The organism is Telluribacter humicola (assembly GCF_017355935.1).
Classification (GTDB): domain Bacteria; phylum Bacteroidota; class Bacteroidia; order Cytophagales; family Spirosomataceae; genus Telluribacter; species Telluribacter humicola.
In genome coordinates, this window is the sequence record NZ_JAFIQT010000003.1 from 129954 (window position 1) to 154247 (window position 24294).

The following is a 24294-nucleotide window of genomic DNA, read 5'->3' on the forward strand; positions in this document are numbered from 1 at the left end:
GGACCGACGGGGTTTTTGCTTTATCTTTACCGCATATTTTGAACAGACCCGTATGAACAGCTTATCTTCCTATATAGATCATACATTGTTGAGCCCCATAGCCAGTGAAACCGACGTGCGGAAACTCTGCGAAGAAGCCTGGATCCATCAGTTCAAGGCAGTATGCGTTGCTCCTACCTATGTAGGTTATACCAAAGATATGCTGGAGTTCTGTCCTGTTCGCATTGAGATAGCGACGGTCATAGGCTTTCCACTGGGCTACTCCACTACCGACACCAAAGTACGGGAGGCCCAAAACGCGCTACACGATGGTGCTACTGAATTGGATGTCGTTATTAACCTGTCGCAGTTCAAATCCATGGCGTACCTCAGCGTACGCGAAGAGTTGCGCCAGCTGACTACCCTCGCCCACGAGCAGGATGCACTGCTCAAGGTAATCATAGAAACAGCCTACCTGGACCTGTTTGAGCTGCATACTGCCTGCGAAATATGTGTCGAAGCCGGTGCTGATTTTGTCAAAACCTCCACCGGGTTCTCACCCAAAGGGGCCGAGCTGGAAACTGTGCGCCAGATGCGTTCCATTCTTCCTGCTCCTATGCAAATAAAGGCTTCGGGAGGTATCCGTACCCGAGAGCAGGCTCTAGCCTTCATTGAAGCAGGAGCCGATCGTATTGGTACCTCAGCCGGAGTAGCCATCGTATCCGAAGCATGAGGCCCAGAGTTCTGCTACTAAGTACTGTACATCCGCCTACTGATCCACGCATTGTCTACAAAATAGCTCCGGCCCTTGCCAGTACGTATGAGGTGTATTGTGCGCTACCTAATGCCACGGCTTCCTCCGTACTGGGAAGGCAAGTCTGTATGATCCGGCTTCCCTTTTACAGCCGGTTGCTCTTCCGGCTGCTTCTCTGCCACCCTGTACTACTCTGGAAGTGCCTGAGGCTGCGTCCACAGGTAGTACATATATTTGTCCCCGAGCTGATACCTATAGCTTTTCTTTTCAGGTGGCTGGGCGCTGAGGTAATCTATGAAGTGCAGGAAAACCTGTACAAGAAGTTTTCGCTCAAGCGCTACAACAATGAGCCCCTGTTTCAGCAGATTTTCCGTTGGTTTGACCACCAGGCCAGGCGCCACTTCCGATGTGTCCTGACTGAGCACGCGTACCTGGACGAATACCGGAATACAAGGTACCCTTCCACCGTTATTCACAACTACGTATCGCTCGCTTTCATAGATCAGTTCAAGGGAACGGCATCACCGGCGCCTGCTCAACCGACTTTCTTTTACAGCGGCGTCATATCTATGGAGCGATCCTTTGACACCCTGGTAGCGGCTTTTGCTAGATTAAAAAACATTTATCCCACATTCAGGGTACATCTGTTTGGACCGGTTCAGTTTGACTGGAAGGAGGCCTATTCGCTTCCTCACTTCGAATCAGTACAGCCGCACCTTACTTTCTACGGCTATACCGATTTGCGTATTGCTCTACCCTATGCTCATGGCGCCATAGCTGGTATAGCTCTGCTCAAACCCGTAGGCGACTACCCCGACTCCTACACTACCAAACTATTTGAATACATGGCGCTGGGGTTACCCGTTATTACATCGGACTTTCCTCTCTATCGGGAGGTGGTCGAGCGCACTCAGTGTGGGTTTTGTATTTCCCCCTTTGATGCAGATGCTTTAGCTGATGCTTTTAAGTGGCTGGTCGACCACCCGGAGGAGGCTTCCGCTATGGGTCAACGCGGTAGACAGGCTGTCGAAAAAAAATATAACTGGCAATCTGAAGAAACTGCTCTGCGGCAGCTTTATAGTACTCTTATACCTTCCAAATCTGTAACCGATATTTCCTAAAAGTAAATAGCCGCAACTATTATAATTATAATAAGTTATTATTTAATTGTTCAAATATACAATACCACGCCTTCTACGAAATATTTAACTTTCGGCCATATTTAGAAATGCCGCTTGTAAAGACATTTTCTTAACCATGTATATAAATAAAGTCAGCCATTATCTCCCATCGGAAGTAGTTGGCAATGAGTATTTTACAGAACTCAACAACCTATCCAGCGAATGGATCATCTCACGAACCGGAATTTGTGAACGTCGTAAAGCTGGCGAAGGTGAGAATACATCCACCATGGCTATTGAAGCTGTGAAGTCATTGCTTGAATCAAGTCCATACGGCACGGATGAAATAGATCTGATTGTAGGGGCTACTTATACTCCCTATGATACCATCGTATCGCTGGCTCACGCGGTGCAGCACTACGTTGGTATTGCTGATATTCCGGTAATATCGGTGTCGTCGGCCTGTTCGTCACTGCTTAACGCCATTGAGGTTGTACAGGGGTACTTTGCGCTGGGAAAAGCATCCAAAGCCATCGTAGTCGTATCAGACCATAATACAGCCTACAACAACGAACGTGATACCGTATCGGGACACCTGTGGGGAGACGGAGCTTCGGCTATGCTGATCTCCAAAGAGCGCCAGTCTGATTCGGATATGTACATTCAGGAGGTTGTTACGGGTGGTGCCGCTACCAGTGGTAAAGCGACGGAGGGAGTAGTACTACGCCCCAACGAGCGTGGTGTTATTATGCCGTATGGACGTGATGTATTCCAGTACGCCTGTATCTATATGCCGAAGGTAAGCCAGCAAGTACTGGACCGTTGTGGATTGACGATTGATGATGTTGATTACCTGATCCCCCACCAGGCCAACCACCGCATTAGCCTGAATGTCATAAATACGCTGGGCATTCCGGAAGAGAAACTGATCTCCAATATTCAGCGCTACGGCAATACCGGATGCGCCGGATGCGCCATTGCCTTGTCCGAAAACCAGGATCGCTTTAAGAAAGGAGATCGCATTGTGGTGACGGTATTCGGAGGTGGCTACTCTTTTGGAGCCATGCTTATAGAAGTATAATTAATACTAACTTATAGTTGATTTTGCAAGCAGGCTGCCCAGTAAGGGCAGCCTGCTTGCTAGTATATGTACCCTATCCTGAGGAGAGGTACTCAAATAGTACGCTTCAGAATGAAGCTGGTAAAGACCAATTGGTCCCCCCGCTTCAGTACCAGGTTTATCTCCTTTCCTTCCTTATGCTGCAGGGTCTTATTTATTTCTGTAAGTGATAGATTACTGGCCTGCGTGTCATTAATGAATACGATCTTATCGCCTTTCTGGATTCCGGCGTGGTACGCGGGTGAATCTTCCTTGACATGATCCACCTCATAGGAGGTATATTTGTCTCCTTTAGCTCTTAGCTCCATACCACTCATGTCATGCTCAAAGGTTTCCTTTAAGGCCTTTTTTATAGGTTTCAGGACGACATATTGGTCACGATAATGGAAGGTAACTACAAAGCGGCGAAGCAGTTCTCCACCAATATTTCCCTGTCGTCCGCTCATGGAGTTGATCTTGGAACCAAACGAAGACTTATCGGGAAAAGAAGACAATACATCATGCAGCTCAAATCGCCCCACCTGAAGCTTAGACAAACGTCCAAGATGGCCGCTCACTACTCCCCCCAGTCCCACTCCCAACTGCACCCGAACTACCTTTTCGGGCAAAGCAATACTGGATGAATACGTGTCCAGCATCAGAGCGTGTCCCGCACCGGTATCCAGAAGTACTTGCACATTCTTCTCCTCCCCTTTCTCGGTTATCTGTACTGCACTTAAGTAAGGGCGCCGGTTCACGATCTGGATCGGAAGTTTATCTCCGTACTTAGGCCTGTACCGGTAGTGATCAGGAGGCCTCAGTATAAGCTCCTGTCGGCGAAAATCAATAGTGATGACAAACCGCTCAAATAGTTCATAGCCAAATATGCCGTGAATGGGGGTACCCAGAAACTCCGATAGCTTTAACATATCGCTTTCCAGCACGACCAGATTCTGATCAAAGGCCTGGATGTGGGGCATTTTGAATGTATTGCCAATGCTAACATTGGCTTTTCGGGAGGCCTCATTCCCTACGCCATCGATGGTAACAGTCCGGGAGTAGCCTTTATCGACAAATCGGGAAACCTGTGGGTCAGTAACGATAATTGTACCAACGCCTGAATCCAGGATGAACTGCAGCGTATCGGAATCATTGATCTGAACAGGTACAATGACGAGGTTAGCGTGAAGCTTGAATGGAACCCGTACGCTTTTACGCTTTTGTACCATATGAAAGCCAAATGCTTTCTGCTGAGCCCGCGCACAGATCGGGACCAGATGAAGTAATGAAGCCGCTATAAGGAACAATAGCTTTATCATGTTCATGGCTATTCTATTGTTCCTAAAGTTGCAAAATATCCGGTAGATATCCTACACAACAAATACAAGAGCTGCTATGGTCTGATAAACGGTGGTTATCAGACCATAGCAGCTCTTAACGTGGCCAATACACCTGCTCTTAGTTAGTCACTGAACTCCCTATCTGAGAAGGCTTCCAGCTATTGTTACGTGGATTTACATCCGGCAGTTTATTATCAGGATCAATGGTCACTGACCGAAGCGGCTGCTCCGTATTAGCGCGGAAAGACCAGCTTCCGCCACGCTGCCAGATTTCTACTGGCAACTCTACGCGTGTTTTCTTACCATTTACCTCTTCCAGTTCAACGGTAGCCGGCATAGCCCACTGCTCAAGGTTATCAATGGTTATAAGAGATCCCTTCTGCGGATTCTGCTCAATGTATGTAACCTCCTTCACGGCTTGGTCCAGCTTGTAGTTCTCAAAGAACCAGCCTTTCCAGAACCAGCCCAGATCTTCTCCGGCGGCATCCTCCATCGAACGGAAGAAATCGTAAGGAGTAGGGTGCTTAAAGGCCCAGCGCTTCACGTACTGACGGAAGGCGTAGTCGAAACGCTCTTTGCCCAGTACCTGCTCACGCAGCATTACCAGACCAATAGCAGGCTTATAGTAGGCTTCCCACCCCAGGTTCCGGGCCTGTACTACATCAGGAATAGTCATAATGGGATCTGCACCGGGACGATAAATCATGGGCGCTACGCGATGCAGGTCCTGTAGCTGATTGTTTCGGTACTCCCCGTTATTGAAGTTGTCTGTGGAGAGGAAGTTAATAAAGGTATTGAAACCTTCGTCCATCCAGGCGTACTTACGCTCGTTGTTACCCACGATCATCGGGAACCAGTTATGGCCGAACTCGTGATCTGTTACATTCCAAAGGTCCTCTCCACGGTCGCTGTGGCTACAGAAAATGATACCCGGGTACTCCATACCGCCTACAATACCGGCTACGTTAGTGGCCACCGGATAGGTATACTCATATACGTAGTTGGAATAGAACTCAATGCTTGACTTAACATACTGCGTTGAACGGCCCCAGGCGTTATTGCCGCTATCTTCCACCGGGTACACCGACTGCGCCAGAGCAGTTTTACCACTAGGCAGGTCTATTTGTGCAGCATCCCAGATGAAAGCCTTTGAGGTAGCCCAGGCTATGTCACGGGAATCCTGACAGCGGAAACGCCAGGTCAACGTACCTGACTGCTTAGGGCGTGAAGTAGGACTTGTTACCTCTTCGGCTGTACGGATCATCACTGTCTGGTCACTTTTACGAGCCTGATCCAGCTTTTTCATCTGCTCGTTGGTAAGTACTTCGTTGGGATTTATCAATTCACCCGAACCTACTACGATGTGATCCCAGGGTACCGTAACGGCATATTCAAAATCGCCATATTCGAGGTAAAACTCGCCGGCGCCCAGGTAAGGCAGCAGGTTCCAGCCTTCGATGTCGTCATACACGCTCATGCGCGGGTACCATTGAGCTATTTCATAAATGATACCATTCTTGGTCTGCAGGGTACCCATGCGGTCCGAGCCATACTGAGGGATCTTGAACGAATAGCCGATACGGATCTTGATAACATCGCCATTGGCTTTCAGTGGATCAGCCAGACGTATCTGCATACGGGTATCGGTGATATGGTAGTTGGCTTCCGTAGCCTTACCCTTACCCTGCTGTATAGTTACACTTTTGATGGTATTACCGCCATCAAAACCCAGGTTGCCGAAGCGGCCTCCGGTGACGGGAGTAGTTTTGGCTCCACGCGAAGTAGCGCTGAAGGCATTCTGGTCCAGCTGTAACCAGAGGAACTCAAGTGCTTCGGGACTATTATTCTTATAGGTAATTTCCACATCTCCATTAAGAGTGGCGGCCGCTTCATCCAGAGCTACATTAATTTTGTAATCAGCACGGTTCTGCCAGTAGGCCGGGCCGGGAGAGCCCCCGCCGGTGCGGTATTGGTTGCCGGGCTGAAAGTTAAATAGTGGGTGAAACAATACATAATGGTCATACTTTGACTTATCAGCTTCCTGGGCAAAGGTGCTCAGGCCGCTCAACAAGCAAAAGATCAAGACCCATAAACGTGAGTTTGGTATCTTCATTATTTTCTCAAAGGTTTGTATGTAATACTAAACGAGCCGGAGTAGCTTTTGGTCAATTAACCAAAGGATATTTTTAGAATCCTGGTGCTGAGCCAGGAGCCTACGCTTCCCCTCCGGGACCTCCAAAGCTCATCGGAAAGTTGAAGCTAGTGCCATCATCCGAAGTCTGCTGAATGGTACCGTGTGCATCCTCGTATTTACGTACATTATCATTAAGAGCCAGCAGGAGTCGCTTGGCGTGCTCGGGCGTCAATATGATTCTGGCTTTGACCTTGGCTTTGGGCAAGCCTGGCATCAACCGTATAAAATCTACAATAAATTCACTGTTCGAATGAGCGATCATAGCCAGGTTTGAGTATACCCCCTCAGCCATTTCTTCGGATAGCTCTATGTTAATCTGTTGTTCAAAATCCTGATTATTGTCTTTCATAAGTTTAAGGTATTAAATTTTTACAAAACTATACTTTTCAAACAAAAAGCCAGCCTCTGGTGTGAGGCTGGCTTTTTGTATTTATTGGGTTCGAATGGACTACTGAGCCAGTTCGCGTTTCTTACGAGCTGACTTCTCGCGTGATTCTACTAATGTATCGAACTCTTCTTTCGAACCTACGAGCAGATCAACGTAGCGACGCATACCTGTACCGGCAGGGATCAGGTGACCTACGATCACATTCTCCTTCAGACCGTTCAGTTCATCGCGCTTACCGCGTACAGCTGCTTCGCTAAGTACCTTGGTGGTCTCCTGGAACGAAGCCGCTGATACGAAGCTCTCGGTACCTAGTGACGCCTGAGTGATACCCATCAGCGTTGGTCTTGCCACCGCCGCTTGTGCATCACGTGCTTTCACAAGGTTCAGGTCACGACGCTTCAGGCTTGAGTTCTCATCCCGCAGACGACGTACCGACACGATCATACCAGGCTTCAGAGTTTCTGAATCACCGGCTTCCTCAACTACTTTCATGTCAAGGATCTTATCGTTCTCCTCGCGGAACACCCAGCGGTCTACCGGCTGCATTTCGAGGAAGTTGGTATCTCCGGCGTCAAGGATCTCCACTTTCTGCATCATCTGGCGTACGATACATTCGATGTGCTTATCGTTGATCTTCACACCCTGCAGACGGTATACTTCCTGAATTTCATTAACCAGGTACTCCTGTACGGCGGTAGGTCCTTTGATAGAAAGGATATCGGCCGGAGTGATAGCTCCGTCTGACAGCGGATCACCTGCCCGTACAAAGTCACCATCCTGAACCAGAATGTGCTTCGACAGAGCTACCATGTAACGGCGCTGTACGCCATCACGTGATTCGATGATAATTTCGCGGTTACCACGCTTCACACCACCGTAGCTTACTACACCGTCGATTTCACTAACGGTGGCAGGGTTAGATGGGTTACGAGCTTCGAAAAGTTCGGTAACACGTGGCAGACCTCCCGTAATATCACGGGTCTTACCTACTACACGCGGGATCTTGGCAAGAGGCTGTCCTGCTTTTACAGCAGCACCGTTCTTCACTACCAGGCGTGATCCTACGGGTAGGTTATATGATTTTTCGGTTTGATCTTTCAGCAGGTTGCTCTTACCTTTTACGACCAGCGCAGGGTTCTTAGTCTTGTCGCGGGTTTCGATAATTACAGCCTCCTGGAAACCGGTCTGTTCGTCAAACTCTTCGCGGTAGGTAATACCTTCCTCGATCGCGTCAAACTGTACAGAACCATCAAACTCCGAAAGAATTACTGCGTTATATGGATCCCAGGTACATAGTTCCTGTCCTTTGAATACAACATCTCCTTCTTTTACCTGCAGGTGTGCACCGTAAGGTACGTTGTTAGAGATAAGCAGTTGCTTCGTTTCAGGGTGTACGATCTTCACCTCACCCGAACGACCCATCACTACGGTAATAGGATCGCCTTCTGAGTTGGTAGACTGAACCAGACGAAGATCTTCGAACTGAATCAGACCTTCAAATTTCGCCTTAATGTTGGCATCTACGGCAATGTTCGAAGCAGTACCACCCACGTGGAAGGTACGAAGTGTAAGCTGTGTACCAGGCTCACCGATAGACTGAGATGCAATAACACCTACTGCTTCACCATTATCTACCATACGGCCTGATGCAAGGCTACGTCCGTAACACTTGGCACATACACCGTTGCGGGTTTCGCAAGTCAGCACCGAGCGGATTTCTACGCTGTCAATGCTGGTCTCGTCGATATAGGCAGCGATCTCTTCGGTGATCTCCTGACCTGATTCAACGATCATGTTACCATTCAAAGGATCGAATACATCGTGTACGCTCACACGACCCAAGATACGCTCTGACAGTGGCTCTACGATGTCTTCGTTGTCTTTCAGAGCGGCGATCTGGATACCACGCAGAGTACCGCAATCCTCTTCAACAACTACTACATCCTGTGCTACGTCATGCAGACGACGGGTCAGGTAACCGGCATCAGCTGTTTTAAGAGCTGTATCGGCAAGACCTTTACGAGCACCGTGGGTAGAGATAAAGTACTCGAGTACGTCAAGTCCCTCTTTAAAGTTAGAAAGGATCGGGTTCTCAATGATTTCTCCGGCTCCACCGGCGAGGTTCTTCTGAGGCTTAGCCATCAAACCACGCATACCACCCAGCTGACGGATCTGCTCACGCGAACCACGGGCACCTGAGTGCATCATCATATAGATTGAGTTAAATCCACCCTGATCAGCTTCGAGCTGCTTCATCAGCGTCTCGGTGATACGGGAGTTTACACGCGTCCAGATATCGATCACCTGGTTGTAACGCTCGTTCTCCGTAATCAGACCCATCAGGTAGTTACTCCAAACACCTTCTACATCTTTCTTGGCTTCTTCGACCAGTTTCTCCTTCTCAGCAGGTACCATCACGTCGCTAAGACCGATAGACAAACCACCTTTGAAGGCCATCTGGAATCCAAGCTCCTTAATATCATCCAGGAAGTGAGCTGTACGAGCGCTACCGGCCAGTTTGAATACCTGTCCGATGATCTGCTGCAGCTTCTTCTTGGTAAGCAGCTCATTGATATAACCTACCTCATCGGGTACATTCTGATTGAACAGAACGCGTCCGGCTACGGTATCAATTAGTTTTATTTCGAAGCTACCATCTTCGTTACGTACCCGTACACGACACTTGATGTTAGCGTGCTTCGAGATACGGCCCTCATTGATAGCAATTACTACCTCGTCGGGACCATAGAAAGTCATACCTTCACCTGCAATAGGATACTCAGGTGTATTCTTACGTCCTTTGGTTACGTAGTATAGACCCAACACCATGTCCTGCGAAGGTACCGTAATAGGCGCTCCGTTGGCAGGGTTAAGGATGTTGTGTGAAGAAAGCATCAGCATTGATGCTTCAAGTACTGCCTCCTGTCCAAGCGGCACGTGAACGGCCATCTGGTCACCGTCAAAGTCAGCGTTGAATGCAGTACATACCAGCGGGTGCAGCTGAATAGCTTTTCCTTCGATCAGCTTAGGCTGGAACGCCTGGATACCCAGACGGTGTAGCGTTGGAGCACGGTTCAGCAGAACAGGGTGCCCTTTCAGTACATTTTCCAGAATATCCCAGATCACAGGATCCTTACGGTCTACGATCTTCTTCGCTGATTTCACTGTTTTCACGATACCACGCTCGATCAGCTTACGGATAATAAACGGCTTGAATAGCTCAGCCGCCATGTCCTTAGGCAGACCACACTCGTGTAGTTTCAGCTCAGGACCTACCACGATTACCGAACGACCAGAGTAGTCAACCCGCTTACCAAGTAGGTTCTGACGGAAACGTCCCTGCTTACCTTTCAGCATATCCGAAAGTGATTTCAGAGCACGGTTTCCCTCCGAACGTACGGCGTTTACTTTACGGCTGTTATCGAATAGTGAGTCTACCGCTTCCTGTAGCATACGCTTCTCGTTACGAAGGATCACCTCAGGTGCCTTAATTTCGATCAGACGCTTCAGACGGTTATTCCGGATGATTACACGACGGTACAGGTCATTCAGGTCAGAGGTAGCAAAGCGACCACCGTCCAGAGGTACCAACGGACGCAATTCGGGTGGAATTACAGGCACCATCTTGATCACCATCCACTCAGGACGGTTCTCTACGCGTGTATTGGCATCGCGAAAAGCTTCTACAACTTTCAGACGCTTTAGGGCCTCAGCCTTACGCTGCTGTGAAGTATCCGTAGCAGCCTGGTGACGCAGTTCGTACGAAAGCTCATCCAGATTAATACGGCTCAACAGCATTTCGAGTGCATCAGCACCCATCTTAGCGATGAACTTATTAGGATCTGTATCCGGCAACATCTGGTTGTCGCGGGGGAGCTTGTCAATAATATCAAGGTACTCGTCTTCGGTCAGGAAGTCCATCGCGTTAACGCCATCTTCTCCTTTGATACCAGATTGTACTACCACATACCGCTCGTAGTAGATGATCTGATCGAGCTTCTTGGTAGATAATCCTAACAGGTATCCGATCTTGTTTGGCAAGCTGCGGAAGTACCAGATGTGAGCTACAGGTACCACCAGTTCGATGTGTCCCATACGCTCACGGCGTACCTTCTTCTCGGTTACCTCTACCCCACAACGGTCGCAGATGATACCCTTATAGCGGATACGCTTGTATTTACCACAGTGACATTCCCAGTCCTTAACAGGTCCAAAAATGCGCTCGCAGAATAACCCACCCATCTCCGGCTTGTAGGTCCGGTAGTTGATGGTTTCAGGCTGGGTTACCTCACCGTAGGAGCTCTCAAGGATAGACTCCGGTGACGCCAGACTGATAGTTATGCTGGAAAAGTCACTATTGAGTTTTTTGTTCTTTTTGAAAGACATATTGTTGATCGTTATTCTGTGAGTCAATAGTCCTTAGATAAACTTCGGAATGTTAGGCTGGAAGAGCCGTTAAGGCCCTTCCAGCTATTAACTATGTATTAGTCCAGCGTAATTTCCAGTGCCAAACCACGTAGTTCGTGCACCAATACGTTGAATGATTCCGGGATATTTGGTTTCGGCAGGTTCTCGCCTTTTACGATAGCCTCGTAAGCTTTGGCGCGACCTACCACGTCATCTGACTTCACAGTCAGGATCTCCTGCAGGATGTGAGATGCACCGAAAGCTTCGAGTGCCCACACTTCCATCTCTCCAAAACGCTGACCACCAAACTGGGCTTTACCTCCAAGTGGCTGCTGCGTAATGAGCGAGTAGGGTCCGATTGAACGGGCGTGCATTTTATCATCAACCAGGTGACCCAGTTTCATCATATAGATAAGACCTACGGTTACAGGCTGATCAAAACGCTCACCAGACAGACCATTGTACAGGTACGTACGTCCCCAGTCAGGTAGTCCGGCTTCTTTCAGCTCGGCGGCTACTTCATCCTCGGTAGCTCCGTCAAAGATAGGCGTAGCGTAGCGACGTCCCATTTTCAGACCAGCCCACGCCAGGATGGTTTCGTAGATCTGACCGATGTTCATACGTGAAGGTACCCCAAGTGGGTTCAGCACGATATCAACTGGTGTACCATCTTCTAGGAATGGCATATCTTCGTCACGTACAATACGGGCAACTACCCCTTTGTTACCGTGGCGACCGGCCATCTTATCCCCTACTTTCAGCTTACGCTTCTTCGCGATGTACACCTTAGCCAATTTCACAATACCTGCTGGTAGCTCATCCCCTACTTCGAGAGCGAAACGGTCACGCTTGAAGCGTCCCATCAATTCGCTACGACGGTTGAGGTAGTTACGAACGGCACGTGATACCAGACGGTTCAGATGTGTATCCTCAGTCCAGGCGTCAGTCAGTACATCACCGATCAGGTTTACTTCTTCAGCTACGGAGTACTGGCTTTCGTCACGGTATGGGTTGGCCGATGGGAACAGGTTCTCCGAGATATTTCTGCGGTTGAACTTCACTCCTTTGCTTACCAGCTCATCACCAAATTTATGCTTAACTCCCTGGCTTGTCTTACCATCCAGAAGCTCAACCAGCTTATCGATCATACGATCGCGAAGCATAGTAAGATCGCGGCTGTAACGCTTCATGAGCAACTTCAGCTCATCTTTGTGCTTAGCACGCTCTTCTTTGGTAGGACGAGAGAATAGTTTTGTATCAATAACCACCCCTTTCATGGATGGTGGTGCTTTCTTGGAAGCATCCTTCACATCACCGGCTTTATCACCGAAGATCGCACGAAGTAGTTTTTCTTCCGGGGTAGGATCTGACTCACCCTTAGGTGTAATCTTACCGATCAGAATATCTCCTTCTTTCACTTCAGTACCGATGCGAACGATACCATTCTCATCAAGGTTTCTAACAGTTTCCTCACTTACGTTCGGAATTTCAGCGGTTAGCTCTTCCTCTCCGCGCTTGGTGTCACGTACTTCGAGTTCGAACTCTTCGATGTGGATGGAGGTAAAGATATCCTCACGTACCACTTTCTCCGAGATCACAATAGCATCCTCAAAGTTGTATCCCTGCCATGGCATGAACGCAACCATCATGTTGCGCCCCAGTGCAAGCTCACCACCTTCGGTACCATATCCCTGACACAAAGCCTCACCCTTCTTCACTTTCTGGCCCTTCAGAACCATAGGCTGCAGGTTCAGGCAGGTATCCTGGTTGGTGCGGCGGAACTTGATCAGATCGTAAGAAATACAATCGTCATCGAAGCTTACCAGACGATCTTCGTCCGTACGGTCATAACGTACCACGATCCGGTCGGCATCAACATAATCAATGACACCATCACCTTCGGCTACAATCAGAGACCGTGAATCCATGGCCACCCGCTGTTCCAGTCCGGTACCTACGATAGGTGCCTGCGGACGCAACAGAGGCACAGCCTGGCGCTGCATGTTTGATCCCATCAGGGCACGGTTAGCATCATCGTGCTCCAGGAACGGAATCAGCGAAGCCGCTACCGATACGATCTGGTTGGCAGCGATGTCCATATAAGACGCCTGCGCCGGATCTACCATTGGGAAATCACCCTCAAAACGGGTTTTGATTTTTTCTACCGTGAAGTTTCCACTTTTATCCACCGAAGCGTTAGCCTGGGCGATATATTTAGAATCTTCTTCTTCAGCAGTCATATAAATGATCTCATCGGTTAGCTTACCATTGCTGTCAATAACACGGTAAGGAGTTTCGATGAAGCCCATTCCATTCACTTTTGCATAAGTACATAGTGAAGAGATCAGACCGATATTAGGACCTTCGGGAGTTTCGATAGTACACAGACGACCGTAGTGCGTGTAGTGTACGTCACGAACCTCGAAACCGGCACGCTCACGTGAAAGACCACCAGGTCCGAGAGCTGACATACGACGCTTGTGCGTCACTTCAGCCAGCGGGTTGGTCTGGTCCATGAACTGAGACAGCTGGTTGGTTCCGAAGAACGAGTTGATTACTGACGACAGCGTACGTGCATTGATCAGGTCAACTGGTTTGAAATCTTCGTTATCCCGTACGTTCATACGCTCTTTGATAGTACGAGCCATACGAGCCAGACCTACTCCAAACTGAGCATACAGCTGCTCACCTACCGTACGAACACGGCGGTTGGAGAGGTGATCTATATCATCCACCACGGCCTTGGCATTAATAAGGCCGATCAGGTACTTAACAATTGAAACGATGTCTTCAGTAGTCAGTACACGTACATCAAGACTGGTATCAGAACCCAGCTTCTTGTTAATACGGTAACGACCTACATCACCCAAGTCATAACGCTTATCACTGAAGAACAAGCTCTGGATAACTTCGCGTGCTGTCTGCTCATCAGGAGCTTCGGCATTACGAAGCTGACGGTAGATCTGCTCCACCGCTTCTTTCTCTGAGTTAGAGCTATCTTTCTGAAGAGTATTGTAGATAATGTTGTAATCAGCTACGTTCATATCTTCCTTGTGCAGGATGACTGATTTCTGACCTGACTCTACAATTACTTCGATATCATCAGCCGTGATAAGAGAATCGCGCTCCAGCAGTACTTCATTACGTTGGATAGATACTACCTCACCGGTATCTTCATCTACGAAGTCTTCTGTCCAAGTACGCAGTACCCGTGCTGCCAGACGACGTCCTACTGCTTTCTTAAGATTAGCAGGAGTAGCGCCAATCTCTTCAGACAGACCGAACAGATCCAGTATATCTTTGTCGGAACCAAATCCGATGGCACGCAGCAGCGTAGTTACCGGGAACTTCTTCTTACGATCGATGTACGCGTACATCACGTTGTTCACGTCCGTAGAAAATTCAATCCAGGAACCTTTGAAAGGAATGATACGAGCTGAATATAGTTTTGAGCCGTTGGTGTGCTTGCTCATCGAGAAGAACACACCAGGAGAGCGGTGCAGCTGTGAAACAATCACACGCTCAGCCCCGTTTATTACAAAAGAACCCTTGTCGGTCATGTAAGGGATATTCCCTAAGAACACTTCCTGCTCAATGGTCTCAAAATCTTCGTTATCAGCATCATTACAGATCAGACGTAATTTTGCTTTCAGAGGCACGGCATAAGTCAATCCACGATCAATTGATTCGTCAACTGAGTACTTTGGTGGCTCCAGTAGGTAATCTACAAATTCTAGTACGAAGTTTTCACGAGAGTCCGCAATGGGGAAGTTCTCAGCAAAAACCTTGTATAGTCCTTCATCCGACCGATCTTCGGCCGACGTGTCAAGACTGAAGAAATCTCTGAATGATTGTACTTGGACGGCCAAAAGGTCAGGATAATCAATGACCGGATTAATCCGTGCGAAATTCTTTCTGGGAGTTGTTTTGGTAGCCAAGGCTATATTTGTTTTGGTTTGTTAGAACAAAAAACGGAGCGCTGATGCAAGACTATAAATACGCACAACACTCAAATCAGTTTAAACCGCAAACGTATGCCTCGTAGGATATGTCGGAAAGCGGTCCCTCTTCTTCTTTCCTACGAGTAAGGAAGTGTTTCGGACAAGCTCTCCCATAAGGAAGAAATAGGATCTATGATAAAATCAGGAGAGAGTAATCTACTTTAAGCGGTATCCTGATAATCATTCACTAAGGGTTTCTTTATAACAGACTTACGAAATATAACGTGTAACTGCTAATCTTAGTTCACCCTCTGTATACAAAACAGGAAAAGACCTGACGTTAGTCAGGCCTATTCCTGGAATATTCCGGCTATGCAGAAAAGAAGATTACTTCACTTCTACAACGGCGCCAGCCTCTTCGAGTTGCTTCTTAAGAGCTTCTGCCTCATCTTTAGCAACACCTTCTTTAACAGGCTTAGGAGCACCGTCTACCAGTTCCTTAGCTTCTTTCAGACCAAGGCCAGTCAAGTCTTTTACCAGTTTAACAACTGCCAGCTTGCTTGCACCTGCTTCTTTCAGGATTACATCAAAAGACGTTTGCTCAGCAGCAACAGGAGCGTCTCCACCACCTGCAGCACCACCTGCAACCATTACTGCACCAGCAGCAGCCGGCTCAATACCATATTCGTCTTTCAGAATTGCTGCCAGTTCGTTCACTTCTTTAACCGTCAGGTTAACAAGCTGCTCTGCGAAAGCTTTCAAATCTGCCATTTTTTATTCTTGATTAAGTGATTACACAAAAAGTTGAAAATGATTTATAGCTCTTAATAATTCCACAAGCTGAGCCAGTTCCTGCGGCTATTCTAATACTATTGCTCTTCTTTCTCAGACAAAGTCTTAAGGATACCAGCCAGTTTGTTACCACCACCCAATAGAGCAGAAAGTACATTTTTGGCAGGTGACTGCAGCAAGCCGATAACATCTCCAACAAGCTCCTGCTTTGACTTCAGAGTCGTCAGTGTTTCGAGTTGATCTTCACCGATGAACAATGAATAATCTACAGAAGCACCTTTGAACAGTAACTTATTATTGCCCGCTTTTTTTCGGAATTCTTTTATCAGTTGTGCAGGGACTTTACCTGACTCCGGATGAAACATTACTCCTGACTGTCCTTTCAGAACTTTATCTTCGAAAGGAGCGTAATCAGTATCTAATGTTTCTAGTGCTTTTTTAATCAGGGTATTCTTGATCACACGATACTCAATACCACGATCGAAGCACAAACGGCGAAGTTGGTTTACTTCAGCTACGGACATGCCTTCTGCACCGGTAATATAGAAGTATGGCGTGCTGGAGAATTTCTGACTCAGCTCGTCAATTATTACTGCTTTTTCTTCCCGTGTCATGGTTATAATCCTGCTATCGTGTTTTTATCAATCGTAACACCCGGACTCATCGTGCTTGATAAGTGAATGCTCTTCACATACGTACCTTTGGCTGATGATGGCTTAAGCCGAACCAGCGTATTAATTACTTCCTGGGCATTCTGTACAAGCTTCTCAGCACCGAAGGAAACTTTTCCAACACTAGTATGAATGATACCGGTTTTGTCAACCTTAAAATCAATCTTACCTGCTTTAACTTCTTGTACTGCTTTTGCCACGTCAGTAGTCACAGTTCCGGACTTAGGGTTAGGCATCAATCCGCGAGGACCGAGAATTTTACCTAAACGACCTACCTTCGCCATAACGCTTGGCATAGTGATGATTACATCAACATCCGTCCAGCCTTTTTCGATCTTTTGGATATATTCATCCAGACCTACATAATCAGCTCCGGCTTCTTTCGCTTCCGCCTCTTTGTCAGGCGTACATAACACCAGTACACGAACTTCTTTACCCGTACCATGAGGTAGAGTTACTACACCACGTACCATCTGATCAGCTTTGCGGGGATCAACGCCCAAACGAACGTCAATATCTACAGAAGAATCAAACTTAGTATTTGATATAGTGCCAAGAATTTCGGCAGCCTGATGTAGGGAATATGACTGCGTTGCGTCATATTTCGAAAGAGCCTCTTTTCTCTTTTTCGTCAATTTTCCCATGTTCTTGTTTGCTTAGGCGTAACGATTTACGCTTCTTTGTTTTCTTCCCACGGGGCTTTGCCTGATACGGTAATACCCATACTACGTGCCGTACCTGCGATCATTTTCATCGCTGAATCTACTGTAAAGCAGTTCAGGTCAGGCATCTTGGTTTCAGCAATCTGACGAACCTGATCCCATGAAACTGAACCTACTTTTGTACGGTTAGGCTGAGCCGATCCGGACTTAATTTTGGTTGCTTCCATGAGCAGAATCGCAGCAGGAGGAGTCTTAATGACGAAGTCAAAAGACTTATCCTTGTAGTATGTAATAACTACCGGCAAGACCATACCCATTTTATCCTGTGTACGGCCATTAAACTGCTTGCAAAACTCCATGATATTCAAACCCTTTGATCCTAAGGCAGGACCGATTGGGGGTGAAGGATTGGCCTGGCCACCCTTCACTTGGAGTTTGACGTATCCAGCTATTTCTTTTGCCATTGTTTTTTAATTTGTCGGTTTGTTGTTTGTTCAGACGGCTCACTTGCAGGGGGAAGCAATCCTGCCCGTACGTACACTCAACTTTCCTTTTCTACTTGTGCGTAACTAAGTTCAACAGGCGTACTCCGCCCGAATATTTTTACAACTACATTGAGTTTTTTCTTCTCGTCAAATACCTCTTCAACGGTACCAATAAAGCCGCTGAAAGGTCCATCCACTACCTTCACGCTCTCTCCTTTGATGAAGGACATGCTTGGTGCCTCTTCTTCCTGAGCTGCTTCATCAACTCTACCCAGAATACGGTTTATTTCGGACTGGCGAAGTGGGACAGGTACTTTTGAAGCCCCTTCTGAGTTTCCCAAGAAACCAATTACTCCTGGTATGCTGGTAAGAATGTGAAGTACCTCACCCTTAGAGAGATCCGCAGAGATAATGATATAGCCAGGAAAAAAATTCTTTTCCCGTACGCGCTTTTTACCATTGCGCATTTCATATACCTTTTCTGCGGGGATCAGGATCTGGGGGACGTATTCGTTAAGGCTCTGGCGGGTGATCTCGTTCTCGATGTAAGACTTGATCTTTTTTTCTTGACCCGATACAGCTCTCAGTACATACCAATTAACACCACTCATACCGTTTGGGGGTTTCAGGCACAGTTAAAGGTACCTTAAAAGGACTGATAAAATAGATTGAGTGCGTTCTCGAAAATAAAATCCATTACACCTACTACCAGGGCAAAGATGAGTGAACCCACCAGCACCAGCGTTGTGTTAGACTGCAACTCATTGAAAGGAGGCCAAGTCACGTGCTGGGTTATCTCTTCCCAGGAAGACTTAAAAAATGCGGTGAATTTTTCCATTTCCTTATAAACACTTAGCACGGGTGGAGAGATTCGAACTCCCATCAACGGTTTTGGAGACCGCTATTCTACCCTTGAACTACACCCGTTTGTTTTGCCCTAAATCAATTAACTATCATTTCGGGCTGCAAAGATACGAACTAATTATAAAAAACAAGTGCATTCCATAAAGAAATGCACCTGTTTTTTAAACTATTTTTATTAGTCAAGGATTTCAGTCACCTGACCCGCACCTACGGTACGGCCACCTTCACGGATTGCGAAGCGGAGACCTTTTTCCATTGCGATCTTATTGATCAGTTTTACTTCGATAGTGATGTTATCACCTGGCATAACCATCTCTACACCAGCTGGCAGAGAGATCTCACCTGTAACGTCAGTGGTACGGAAGTAGAACTGAGGACGGTACTTGTTAAAGAAAGGAGTGTGACGACCACCTTCTTCTTTTGACAGTACGTAAACCTCTGCTTTGAAGTGAGCGTGAGGCTTCACTGAACCTGGCTTACAGATAACCATTCCACGACGGATATCTTCTTTGTCGATACCACGGAGCAGAAGACCTACGTTATCACCAGCTTCACCACGGTCAAGGATCTTACGGAACATCTCAACCCCTGTTACAACAGACTTAAGGTTCTCAGCACCCATACCCAGGATTTCAACTGGCTCACCTGAGTTGATTACACCACGCTCAATACGGCCAGTAGCAACAGTACCACGACCAGTAATTGAGAATACGTCTTCAACAGGCATCAGGAATGGAAGATCTGTTTGACGAGGAGGAATTGGAATGTAGTTATCAACTGCATCCATCAAAGCCTCAACAGTCTTAACCCACTTGTCTTCGCCGTTAAGAGCACCAAGAGCAGATCCCTGGATTACAGGAATGTTATCTCCATCGTACTCGTAGAAGCTTAGAAGCTCGCGGATTTCCATCTCAACAAGCTCAAGAAGTTCTGGATCATCAACCATGTCCACTTTGTTCATGAACACTACCAGCTGAGGTACACCTACCTGGCGAGCCAGAAGGATGTGCTCACGAGTTTGTGGCATAGGTCCATCAGTAGCAGCAACTACGATGATAGCACCGTCCATCTGAGCAGCACCCGTAACCATGTTCTTCACGTAGTCAGCGTGACCTGGACAGTCAACGTGAGCATAGTGACGATTTTCGGTTTGATATTCTACGTGTGATGTATTAATAGTAATACCACGCTCTTTCTCTTCAGGTGCGTTATCGATTGATGAGAAGTCGCGTTTTTGTGCGAAACCCTTGTTAGCTAGTACAGTTGTGATTGCAGCTGTCAGGGTAGTTTTACCGTGGTCAACGTGCCCGATTGTACCAATATTCACGTGCGGTTTCGAGCGGTCAAACGTCTCTTTTGCCATGTTTATGTACGCTTAAAATTAGAAATTATTACGAATTTGTTAACGTTTGCTGATTCACCTATTGGCATTGACAGACCTTAGCAGGAATGCACAATGCCAAATCTACATATCGAAAAATAATCAACTTCTCTTGTGGAGCCTTAAGGGGTCTGAGCCACAGTGGCGGTCTTCCTACGACCTCTTCACTACCTGCGAAGAAGCCTTCCGATTTGTTTTAAATCTGAGCCTTTGAGGGGATTTGAACCGCGGCGGCGGACCGTCCCTGACCTCTTCCTTACCAAGGAAGTGCTCTACCATCAGCTCCAAATCTGAGCCTTTGAGGGGATTTGAACCCCTGACCTCTTCCTTACCAAGGAAGTGCTCTACCCCTGAGCTACAAAGGCATTAACTCAACTACATGTAAAAAGCGACCAGCGAAAGGGCTCCAAAATTGAATTTTTCACTGATCGCTTGTACGTATTGAGACTTAATGAGCGGGCGACGAGGTTCGAACTCGCGACCTATAGCTTGGAAGGCTATCGCTCTACCAGCTGAGCTACACCCGCGTAATTTTGGTGGGGGCGGATGGATTCGAACCACCGAAGGCATAAGCCAGCAGATTTACAGTCTGCCCCATTTGGCCACTCTGGTACACCCCCCCTTTCAACATTTCAAATCAGTTGTGAATGCCGCTGTCATTCACTTTGGAGGCACAAAATTAGGCGCTTTTATATTATTGTCAAATACTTTCTCAAAAATATTCGCAAAAAAAATAACTGGCTGCAGCGGCATTACCCGCAACAGCCAGTTATACAGATGCTAAGCTATTCTATAACCTTATTCCAAAACTTATCATTCTTACGGCTGGTCCGCGGTTGTCTTCAAAAAGTGTATTGAAATCATAATTTACGAACAGGTCCGGGAAGTTACGGATACCTAACTCGAAGGCAGCACCATAGCGGAAGTCATCAAGGTAATAGTTAGTACGAACGTGATCCTTTTCGCCGGTACCTGCCGTTTTTGTTTTAGTATACCCGCCTAGTCGGTACCCGCCATACACACCGGCACTGATGTACGAGATTGCTGATTTGGGAAAGCTGAGAGTTGGCATCAGGGAAAAATTGATGTATGGAACTGTCAGCTTACTTTTTGAAAGCTCTAATTCACGGTTATCCCGATCCATCAGTGGCACAAATGCTACCCCAGTGGCTGTTTTCTCAACTGTATTGCTTCCGTCGAACATAAGGTTGTACCAGGATGCATTGAGTCCAAAATCCATATGTAAGCCAACTGAGTTTCCACGTGCGATAGTAGCACTCCGAACCAGACCTAAGCTTATGTACCTTGAACCAAAGGGTCGGAGGTCGTAGTCGGAGGTATTGTATCCCATGGGTTGGTTATCGCCATAGGCATTCAGTCCGACGTTGACATTAAATCCTTTTCGAGGGCTGGAATATCTGTTCACCTTCCGTATACGTGTCACGTGATCATCGTCGTCATCCTCTTCGGTGGAGTCTTTTTCCACACTCCCGATTTTGACACGTTCTCCCCCGTCTTTGATATCTACCCCACGGCTGGTGATATTTACTTCCGTATCTCCATCTTTGATGCGTATACCTCTCAGTCCTATGCGTACGTAGTTTTTATCTTTGTCAGCATCCGACTTGTCTTTGAGGTAGTCACGGCCGTCCAGTTCGTCATAGTAGATTTTTGTATCGCCTTCTATGGTATCCAGCCTTGCCTCCAGGTCTCTGAGTAGCGCATTGAGATCATACTTCAGGAGTTTCTCAAGCTCCTGCCGGTCTTCACCGTATATGATCAGGCGAGTCTTCTCGCCAAATGTTATGATGATGGAGTCCTTACTAACCGGATTGGCATTAACTGCCATAGCAGACAGTAGAAGGAACGCGCTAATTGCAATTGTTTTAAGAGTACTTATCATGGCTAATCGTTTTATAGTTCTAGTTTTTCTTTCAGGGTGTTATATTGTTTAGACACTTTTTCTTCTTCATTTCTGATACGCTCATCAGCCCGGGCCATCAGCTTCTTTGGGTTGATTCCTACTTCATTCCAATTCACTGCTTCTCCTTCTTTAGCATTTTTGAGCTGCCGTAGTATCCGTATCAGGCGTGATGACTTTTGGTTGTCATCAAGCTCGTCTTCTACTTCTACGTGAGCTATCACTACGCGGTTCTCCGCATTTTGTCGGAGTGCTTTGCTAATATCCTCTACTGGCTGGGTAGCGGGTACACTCAGCTCGGGCGAGGTTATGGTGGTCGCCGGAGTTGACACCTCTTCTTTTGATAAAGTAGCTACCTCCATTCTCAGCGCCGGCTCTAGTTCTTTATCAGCAACTGACTCCACCTCGGAAGCTTTTTCTCTGGCAGTACCCATAGCAAGCGCTTCTCTTTCCTGAGAAGAAGTTACCGGCCCCTTTACATCAGCAGGCACTTGATATACCTCCGTGTTCATTGATGGTTCTGCCGCTTGCTGATCAGCAGGTCTGGCCGGTGTTTGTTGAACAGGCATTTGTACCTTAGCCAATGATTTTTCTCCGAGTGGGGTTGATTCGTCCGCCTGTCCCTTCCATACTACGTAGCCAACAGTAAGCACCAGTGCTACACTAGCTGCCGCATACCAGTACCAACCGCCTAGGCGACGTTGCTTTTTTTGCTGTCCAGCCTGGATCCTTTGCCACACATCAGAGGATGGCTCCGGCTCCCATGTATTTAATTTGCGGGCGAATAAATCATCAACTGGATGCTTTTTCATAGGTCCCTTTTTTTTTATATCCATTTTCCCAATCCTTTACAAGTTGCTGCAACAAAGCTCGAGCCCGATGCAACTGTGACTTTGATGTACTTTCGCTTATACAAAGCAAATCGGCAATCTCAGCGTGTGAATACCCCTCAATGGCGTAGAGGTTAAAAACAGTTCGGTAACCGGTTGGCAGCTCCTCTATCATACGCATCAGCTCCTGTACTTCCAGATCCTGGTTAGTATTGCTATCGTCAGGGACTGTCTGGGCTTCTTCCAGATCAACATCTTCCAGCAGACGTTTACGTTGACGGAGATACCCAAGTGCTTCGTTTACCATTACGCGACGTATCCAACCCTCCAGACTCCCTTCACTTTTAAATTGCTCAATCTTGTCAAACACCCTCATGAACCCTTCAACCAGTACATCTTCGGCAGCCATCCGATCACCTATGTAGCGCATGCAAACACCTAGCATCCGGGAGGAGTACTTTTCGTACACCTGCCGCTGCGCCTTTGGATCGGCTTTCTGCAGTGCCCTTACAAGCTGTGCTTCCTGATTGAAGAATGGTAAAATTTTGCCCATACCTTTGGGGTGGTTTCATTAACTAGATGCATATTCGCATCGGTCAGGTTGCACGGCCTCCTAACTTTTTTCGTTTTTTAGTAAAAAATATATGCTTGAATCCTCAGCTCCCATTGGGATATTTGATAGCGGAATCGGTGGTATGACCGTTGCCAGTGCGGTAACCCGCCTCCTACCCCGCGAAAATACTATCTATTTTGGCGATACGGCCCACCTCCCCTACGGGGACAAATCTACTGCTGCTATACAGGCCTATTCTATCAAGATATGCAATATGCTACTTCAGCAGCAGTGCAAACTCATCCTGATAGCCTGTAACTCGGCTTCGGCAGCTGCTTATGAGCTGGTACGTGAATATGTGGGCAGTAAGGCCAAAGTTATGAATGTAATAGATCCTGTTGTTGATTACATCAAAGATCGATACGATGGAAAAACTGTGGGCCTGATAGGTACTAAACAAACAGTACTGTCAAATGTCTACAAGAAGAAGGTAGATGCGCTGAATAAGAACATCACGCTGAAGTCACTGGCTACTCCGCTGCTGGCTCCTATGATTGAGGAAGGTTTCTTTGATAACTCTATAAGCGAAAGTATTATAGACAAGTACTTGTCTGATCCGGCTCTGGAAGGAATAGAGTCCCTGATCCTGGGGTGTACCCACTACCCGCTTATCAAGAATCAGATCAGACAGTACTACGAAGATCATGTAGAGATACTGGATACTTCGGAGATTGTAGCTCAGTCTCTGAAAGCATGGATGGAGCAGCACTACCTGCTCAATGCAAAAGGGAATGGTGAGCGGCGGTTTTATGTATCTGATTACACGCAGTCATTCGAAGCATCCACTAACTTGTTTTTTGGGAAGCAGATTCAATTGTCGCACTATCCGCTGTGGGAATAAAAACAAAAGCT

General features: G+C 47.2%; 19 protein-coding genes and 4 tRNA genes. 4 read left to right on the top strand and 19 right to left on the bottom strand.

Going from position 1 to position 24294, the window contains the following annotated elements:
• The first annotated feature begins 52 nt into the window (after positions 1–52).
• The 3 genes from deoC (at position 53) to JUB14_RS15885 (ending at position 2935) form a co-directional block, all read left to right on the top strand.
• Positions 53–712 carry a deoxyribose-phosphate aldolase gene (gene deoC, locus JUB14_RS15875; RefSeq protein ID WP_207507317.1) on the top strand — a complete coding sequence of 220 codons (660 nt, stop codon included), beginning with the start codon at positions 53–55 and terminating at the stop codon, positions 710–712.
• Positions 709–1854: a glycosyltransferase gene (locus JUB14_RS15880; RefSeq protein ID WP_207507318.1), complete on the top strand. Its 1146-nt coding sequence runs from the start codon at positions 709–711 to the stop codon at positions 1852–1854. The genes deoC and JUB14_RS15880 overlap by 4 nt, the downstream gene beginning before the upstream one ends.
• Positions 1855–1990: 136 nt before the next feature.
• A complete protein-coding gene (locus JUB14_RS15885; protein ID WP_207507319.1) occupies positions 1991–2935 on the top strand; it encodes a 3-oxoacyl-ACP synthase III family protein in 945 nt (314 codons plus the stop codon).
• 92 nt (positions 2936–3027) lie between these two features.
• Here JUB14_RS15885 and JUB14_RS15890 read toward each other — a convergent pair whose 3' ends face one another.
• The 19 genes from JUB14_RS15890 to JUB14_RS15980 form a co-directional block, all read right to left on the bottom strand.
• Complete coding sequence (locus tag JUB14_RS15890; RefSeq protein ID WP_207507320.1) at positions 3028–4272, bottom strand: aspartyl protease family protein; 1245 nt, start codon at positions 4270–4272, stop codon at positions 3028–3030.
• Positions 4273–4411: 139 nt separating this feature from the next.
• On the bottom strand, positions 4412–6406 hold the full coding sequence (locus JUB14_RS15895; protein WP_207507321.1) for a M1 family metallopeptidase: 1995 nt from the start codon (positions 6404–6406) through the stop codon (positions 4412–4414).
• 100 nt (positions 6407–6506) lie between these two features.
• Positions 6507–6836, bottom strand: a complete 330-nt coding sequence (locus JUB14_RS15900; protein WP_207507322.1) for a DUF3467 domain-containing protein — start codon at positions 6834–6836, stop codon at positions 6507–6509.
• A gap of 99 nt (positions 6837–6935) precedes the next feature.
• Positions 6936–11261 (bottom strand): DNA-directed RNA polymerase subunit beta', encoded by a 4326-nt coding sequence (gene rpoC / locus JUB14_RS15905; RefSeq protein ID WP_207507323.1) that lies wholly within the window; start codon positions 11259–11261, stop codon positions 6936–6938.
• Between the two features lie 98 nt (positions 11262–11359).
• The gene (gene rpoB, locus JUB14_RS15910; protein ID WP_229367921.1) at positions 11360–15220 is read right to left on the bottom strand and encodes a DNA-directed RNA polymerase subunit beta; all 3861 of its coding nucleotides are present in this window, start codon (positions 15218–15220) and stop codon (positions 11360–11362) included.
• Positions 15221–15610: 390 nt separating this feature from the next.
• Positions 15611–15994 (bottom strand): 50S ribosomal protein L7/L12, encoded by a 384-nt coding sequence (rplL, locus tag JUB14_RS15915; protein ID WP_207507324.1) that lies wholly within the window; start codon positions 15992–15994, stop codon positions 15611–15613.
• Between the two features lie 98 nt (positions 15995–16092).
• Complete coding sequence (rplJ, locus tag JUB14_RS15920; protein ID WP_207507325.1) at positions 16093–16629, bottom strand: 50S ribosomal protein L10; 537 nt, start codon at positions 16627–16629, stop codon at positions 16093–16095.
• Positions 16630–16631: 2 nt separating this feature from the next.
• Complete coding sequence (gene rplA, locus JUB14_RS15925) at positions 16632–17330, bottom strand: 50S ribosomal protein L1 (protein ID WP_207507326.1); 699 nt, start codon at positions 17328–17330, stop codon at positions 16632–16634.
• Positions 17331–17356: 26 nt separating this feature from the next.
• Positions 17357–17812: a 50S ribosomal protein L11 gene (gene rplK / locus JUB14_RS15930; protein ID WP_207507327.1), complete on the bottom strand. Its 456-nt coding sequence runs from the start codon at positions 17810–17812 to the stop codon at positions 17357–17359.
• Between the two features lie 77 nt (positions 17813–17889).
• The gene (gene nusG, locus JUB14_RS15935; RefSeq protein WP_207507328.1) at positions 17890–18444 is read right to left on the bottom strand and encodes a transcription termination/antitermination protein NusG; all 555 of its coding nucleotides are present in this window, start codon (positions 18442–18444) and stop codon (positions 17890–17892) included.
• Between the two features lie 35 nt (positions 18445–18479).
• Complete coding sequence (secE, locus tag JUB14_RS15940; protein ID WP_207508071.1) at positions 18480–18671, bottom strand: preprotein translocase subunit SecE; 192 nt, start codon at positions 18669–18671, stop codon at positions 18480–18482.
• An 18-nt stretch (positions 18672–18689) separates the two neighbouring features.
• Positions 18690–18760: transfer RNA gene (locus tag JUB14_RS15945), tRNA-Trp, on the bottom strand.
• A 112-nt stretch (positions 18761–18872) separates the two neighbouring features.
• On the bottom strand, positions 18873–20060 hold the full coding sequence (tuf, locus tag JUB14_RS15950) for an elongation factor Tu (protein ID WP_207507329.1): 1188 nt from the start codon (positions 20058–20060) through the stop codon (positions 18873–18875).
• Between the two features lie 311 nt (positions 20061–20371).
• Positions 20372–20443, bottom strand: a tRNA-Thr gene (locus JUB14_RS15955).
• 89 nt (positions 20444–20532) lie between these two features.
• Positions 20533–20605 (bottom strand) — tRNA-Gly (locus JUB14_RS15960).
• A gap of 7 nt (positions 20606–20612) precedes the next feature.
• Positions 20613–20698: transfer RNA gene (locus JUB14_RS15965), tRNA-Tyr, on the bottom strand.
• A 170-nt stretch (positions 20699–20868) separates the two neighbouring features.
• Positions 20869–21927 carry an outer membrane beta-barrel protein gene (locus tag JUB14_RS15970; RefSeq protein ID WP_229367922.1) on the bottom strand — a complete coding sequence of 353 codons (1059 nt, stop codon included), beginning with the start codon at positions 21925–21927 and terminating at the stop codon, positions 20869–20871.
• A gap of 65 nt (positions 21928–21992) precedes the next feature.
• The gene (locus tag JUB14_RS15975; protein WP_207507331.1) at positions 21993–22811 is read right to left on the bottom strand and encodes a hypothetical protein; all 819 of its coding nucleotides are present in this window, start codon (positions 22809–22811) and stop codon (positions 21993–21995) included.
• Entirely contained in the window at positions 22792–23382 is a 591-nt protein-coding gene (locus JUB14_RS15980; RefSeq protein WP_207507332.1) for an RNA polymerase sigma factor, read from the bottom strand. The genes JUB14_RS15975 and JUB14_RS15980 overlap by 20 nt, the downstream gene beginning before the upstream one ends.
• A gap of 91 nt (positions 23383–23473) precedes the next feature.
• On the opposite strand from JUB14_RS15980, the gene murI reads away from it, so the two are divergent.
• The gene (gene murI, locus JUB14_RS15985) at positions 23474–24283 is read left to right on the top strand and encodes a glutamate racemase (RefSeq protein WP_207507333.1); all 810 of its coding nucleotides are present in this window, start codon (positions 23474–23476) and stop codon (positions 24281–24283) included.
• The last annotated feature ends 11 nt before the right edge of the window (positions 24284–24294 follow it).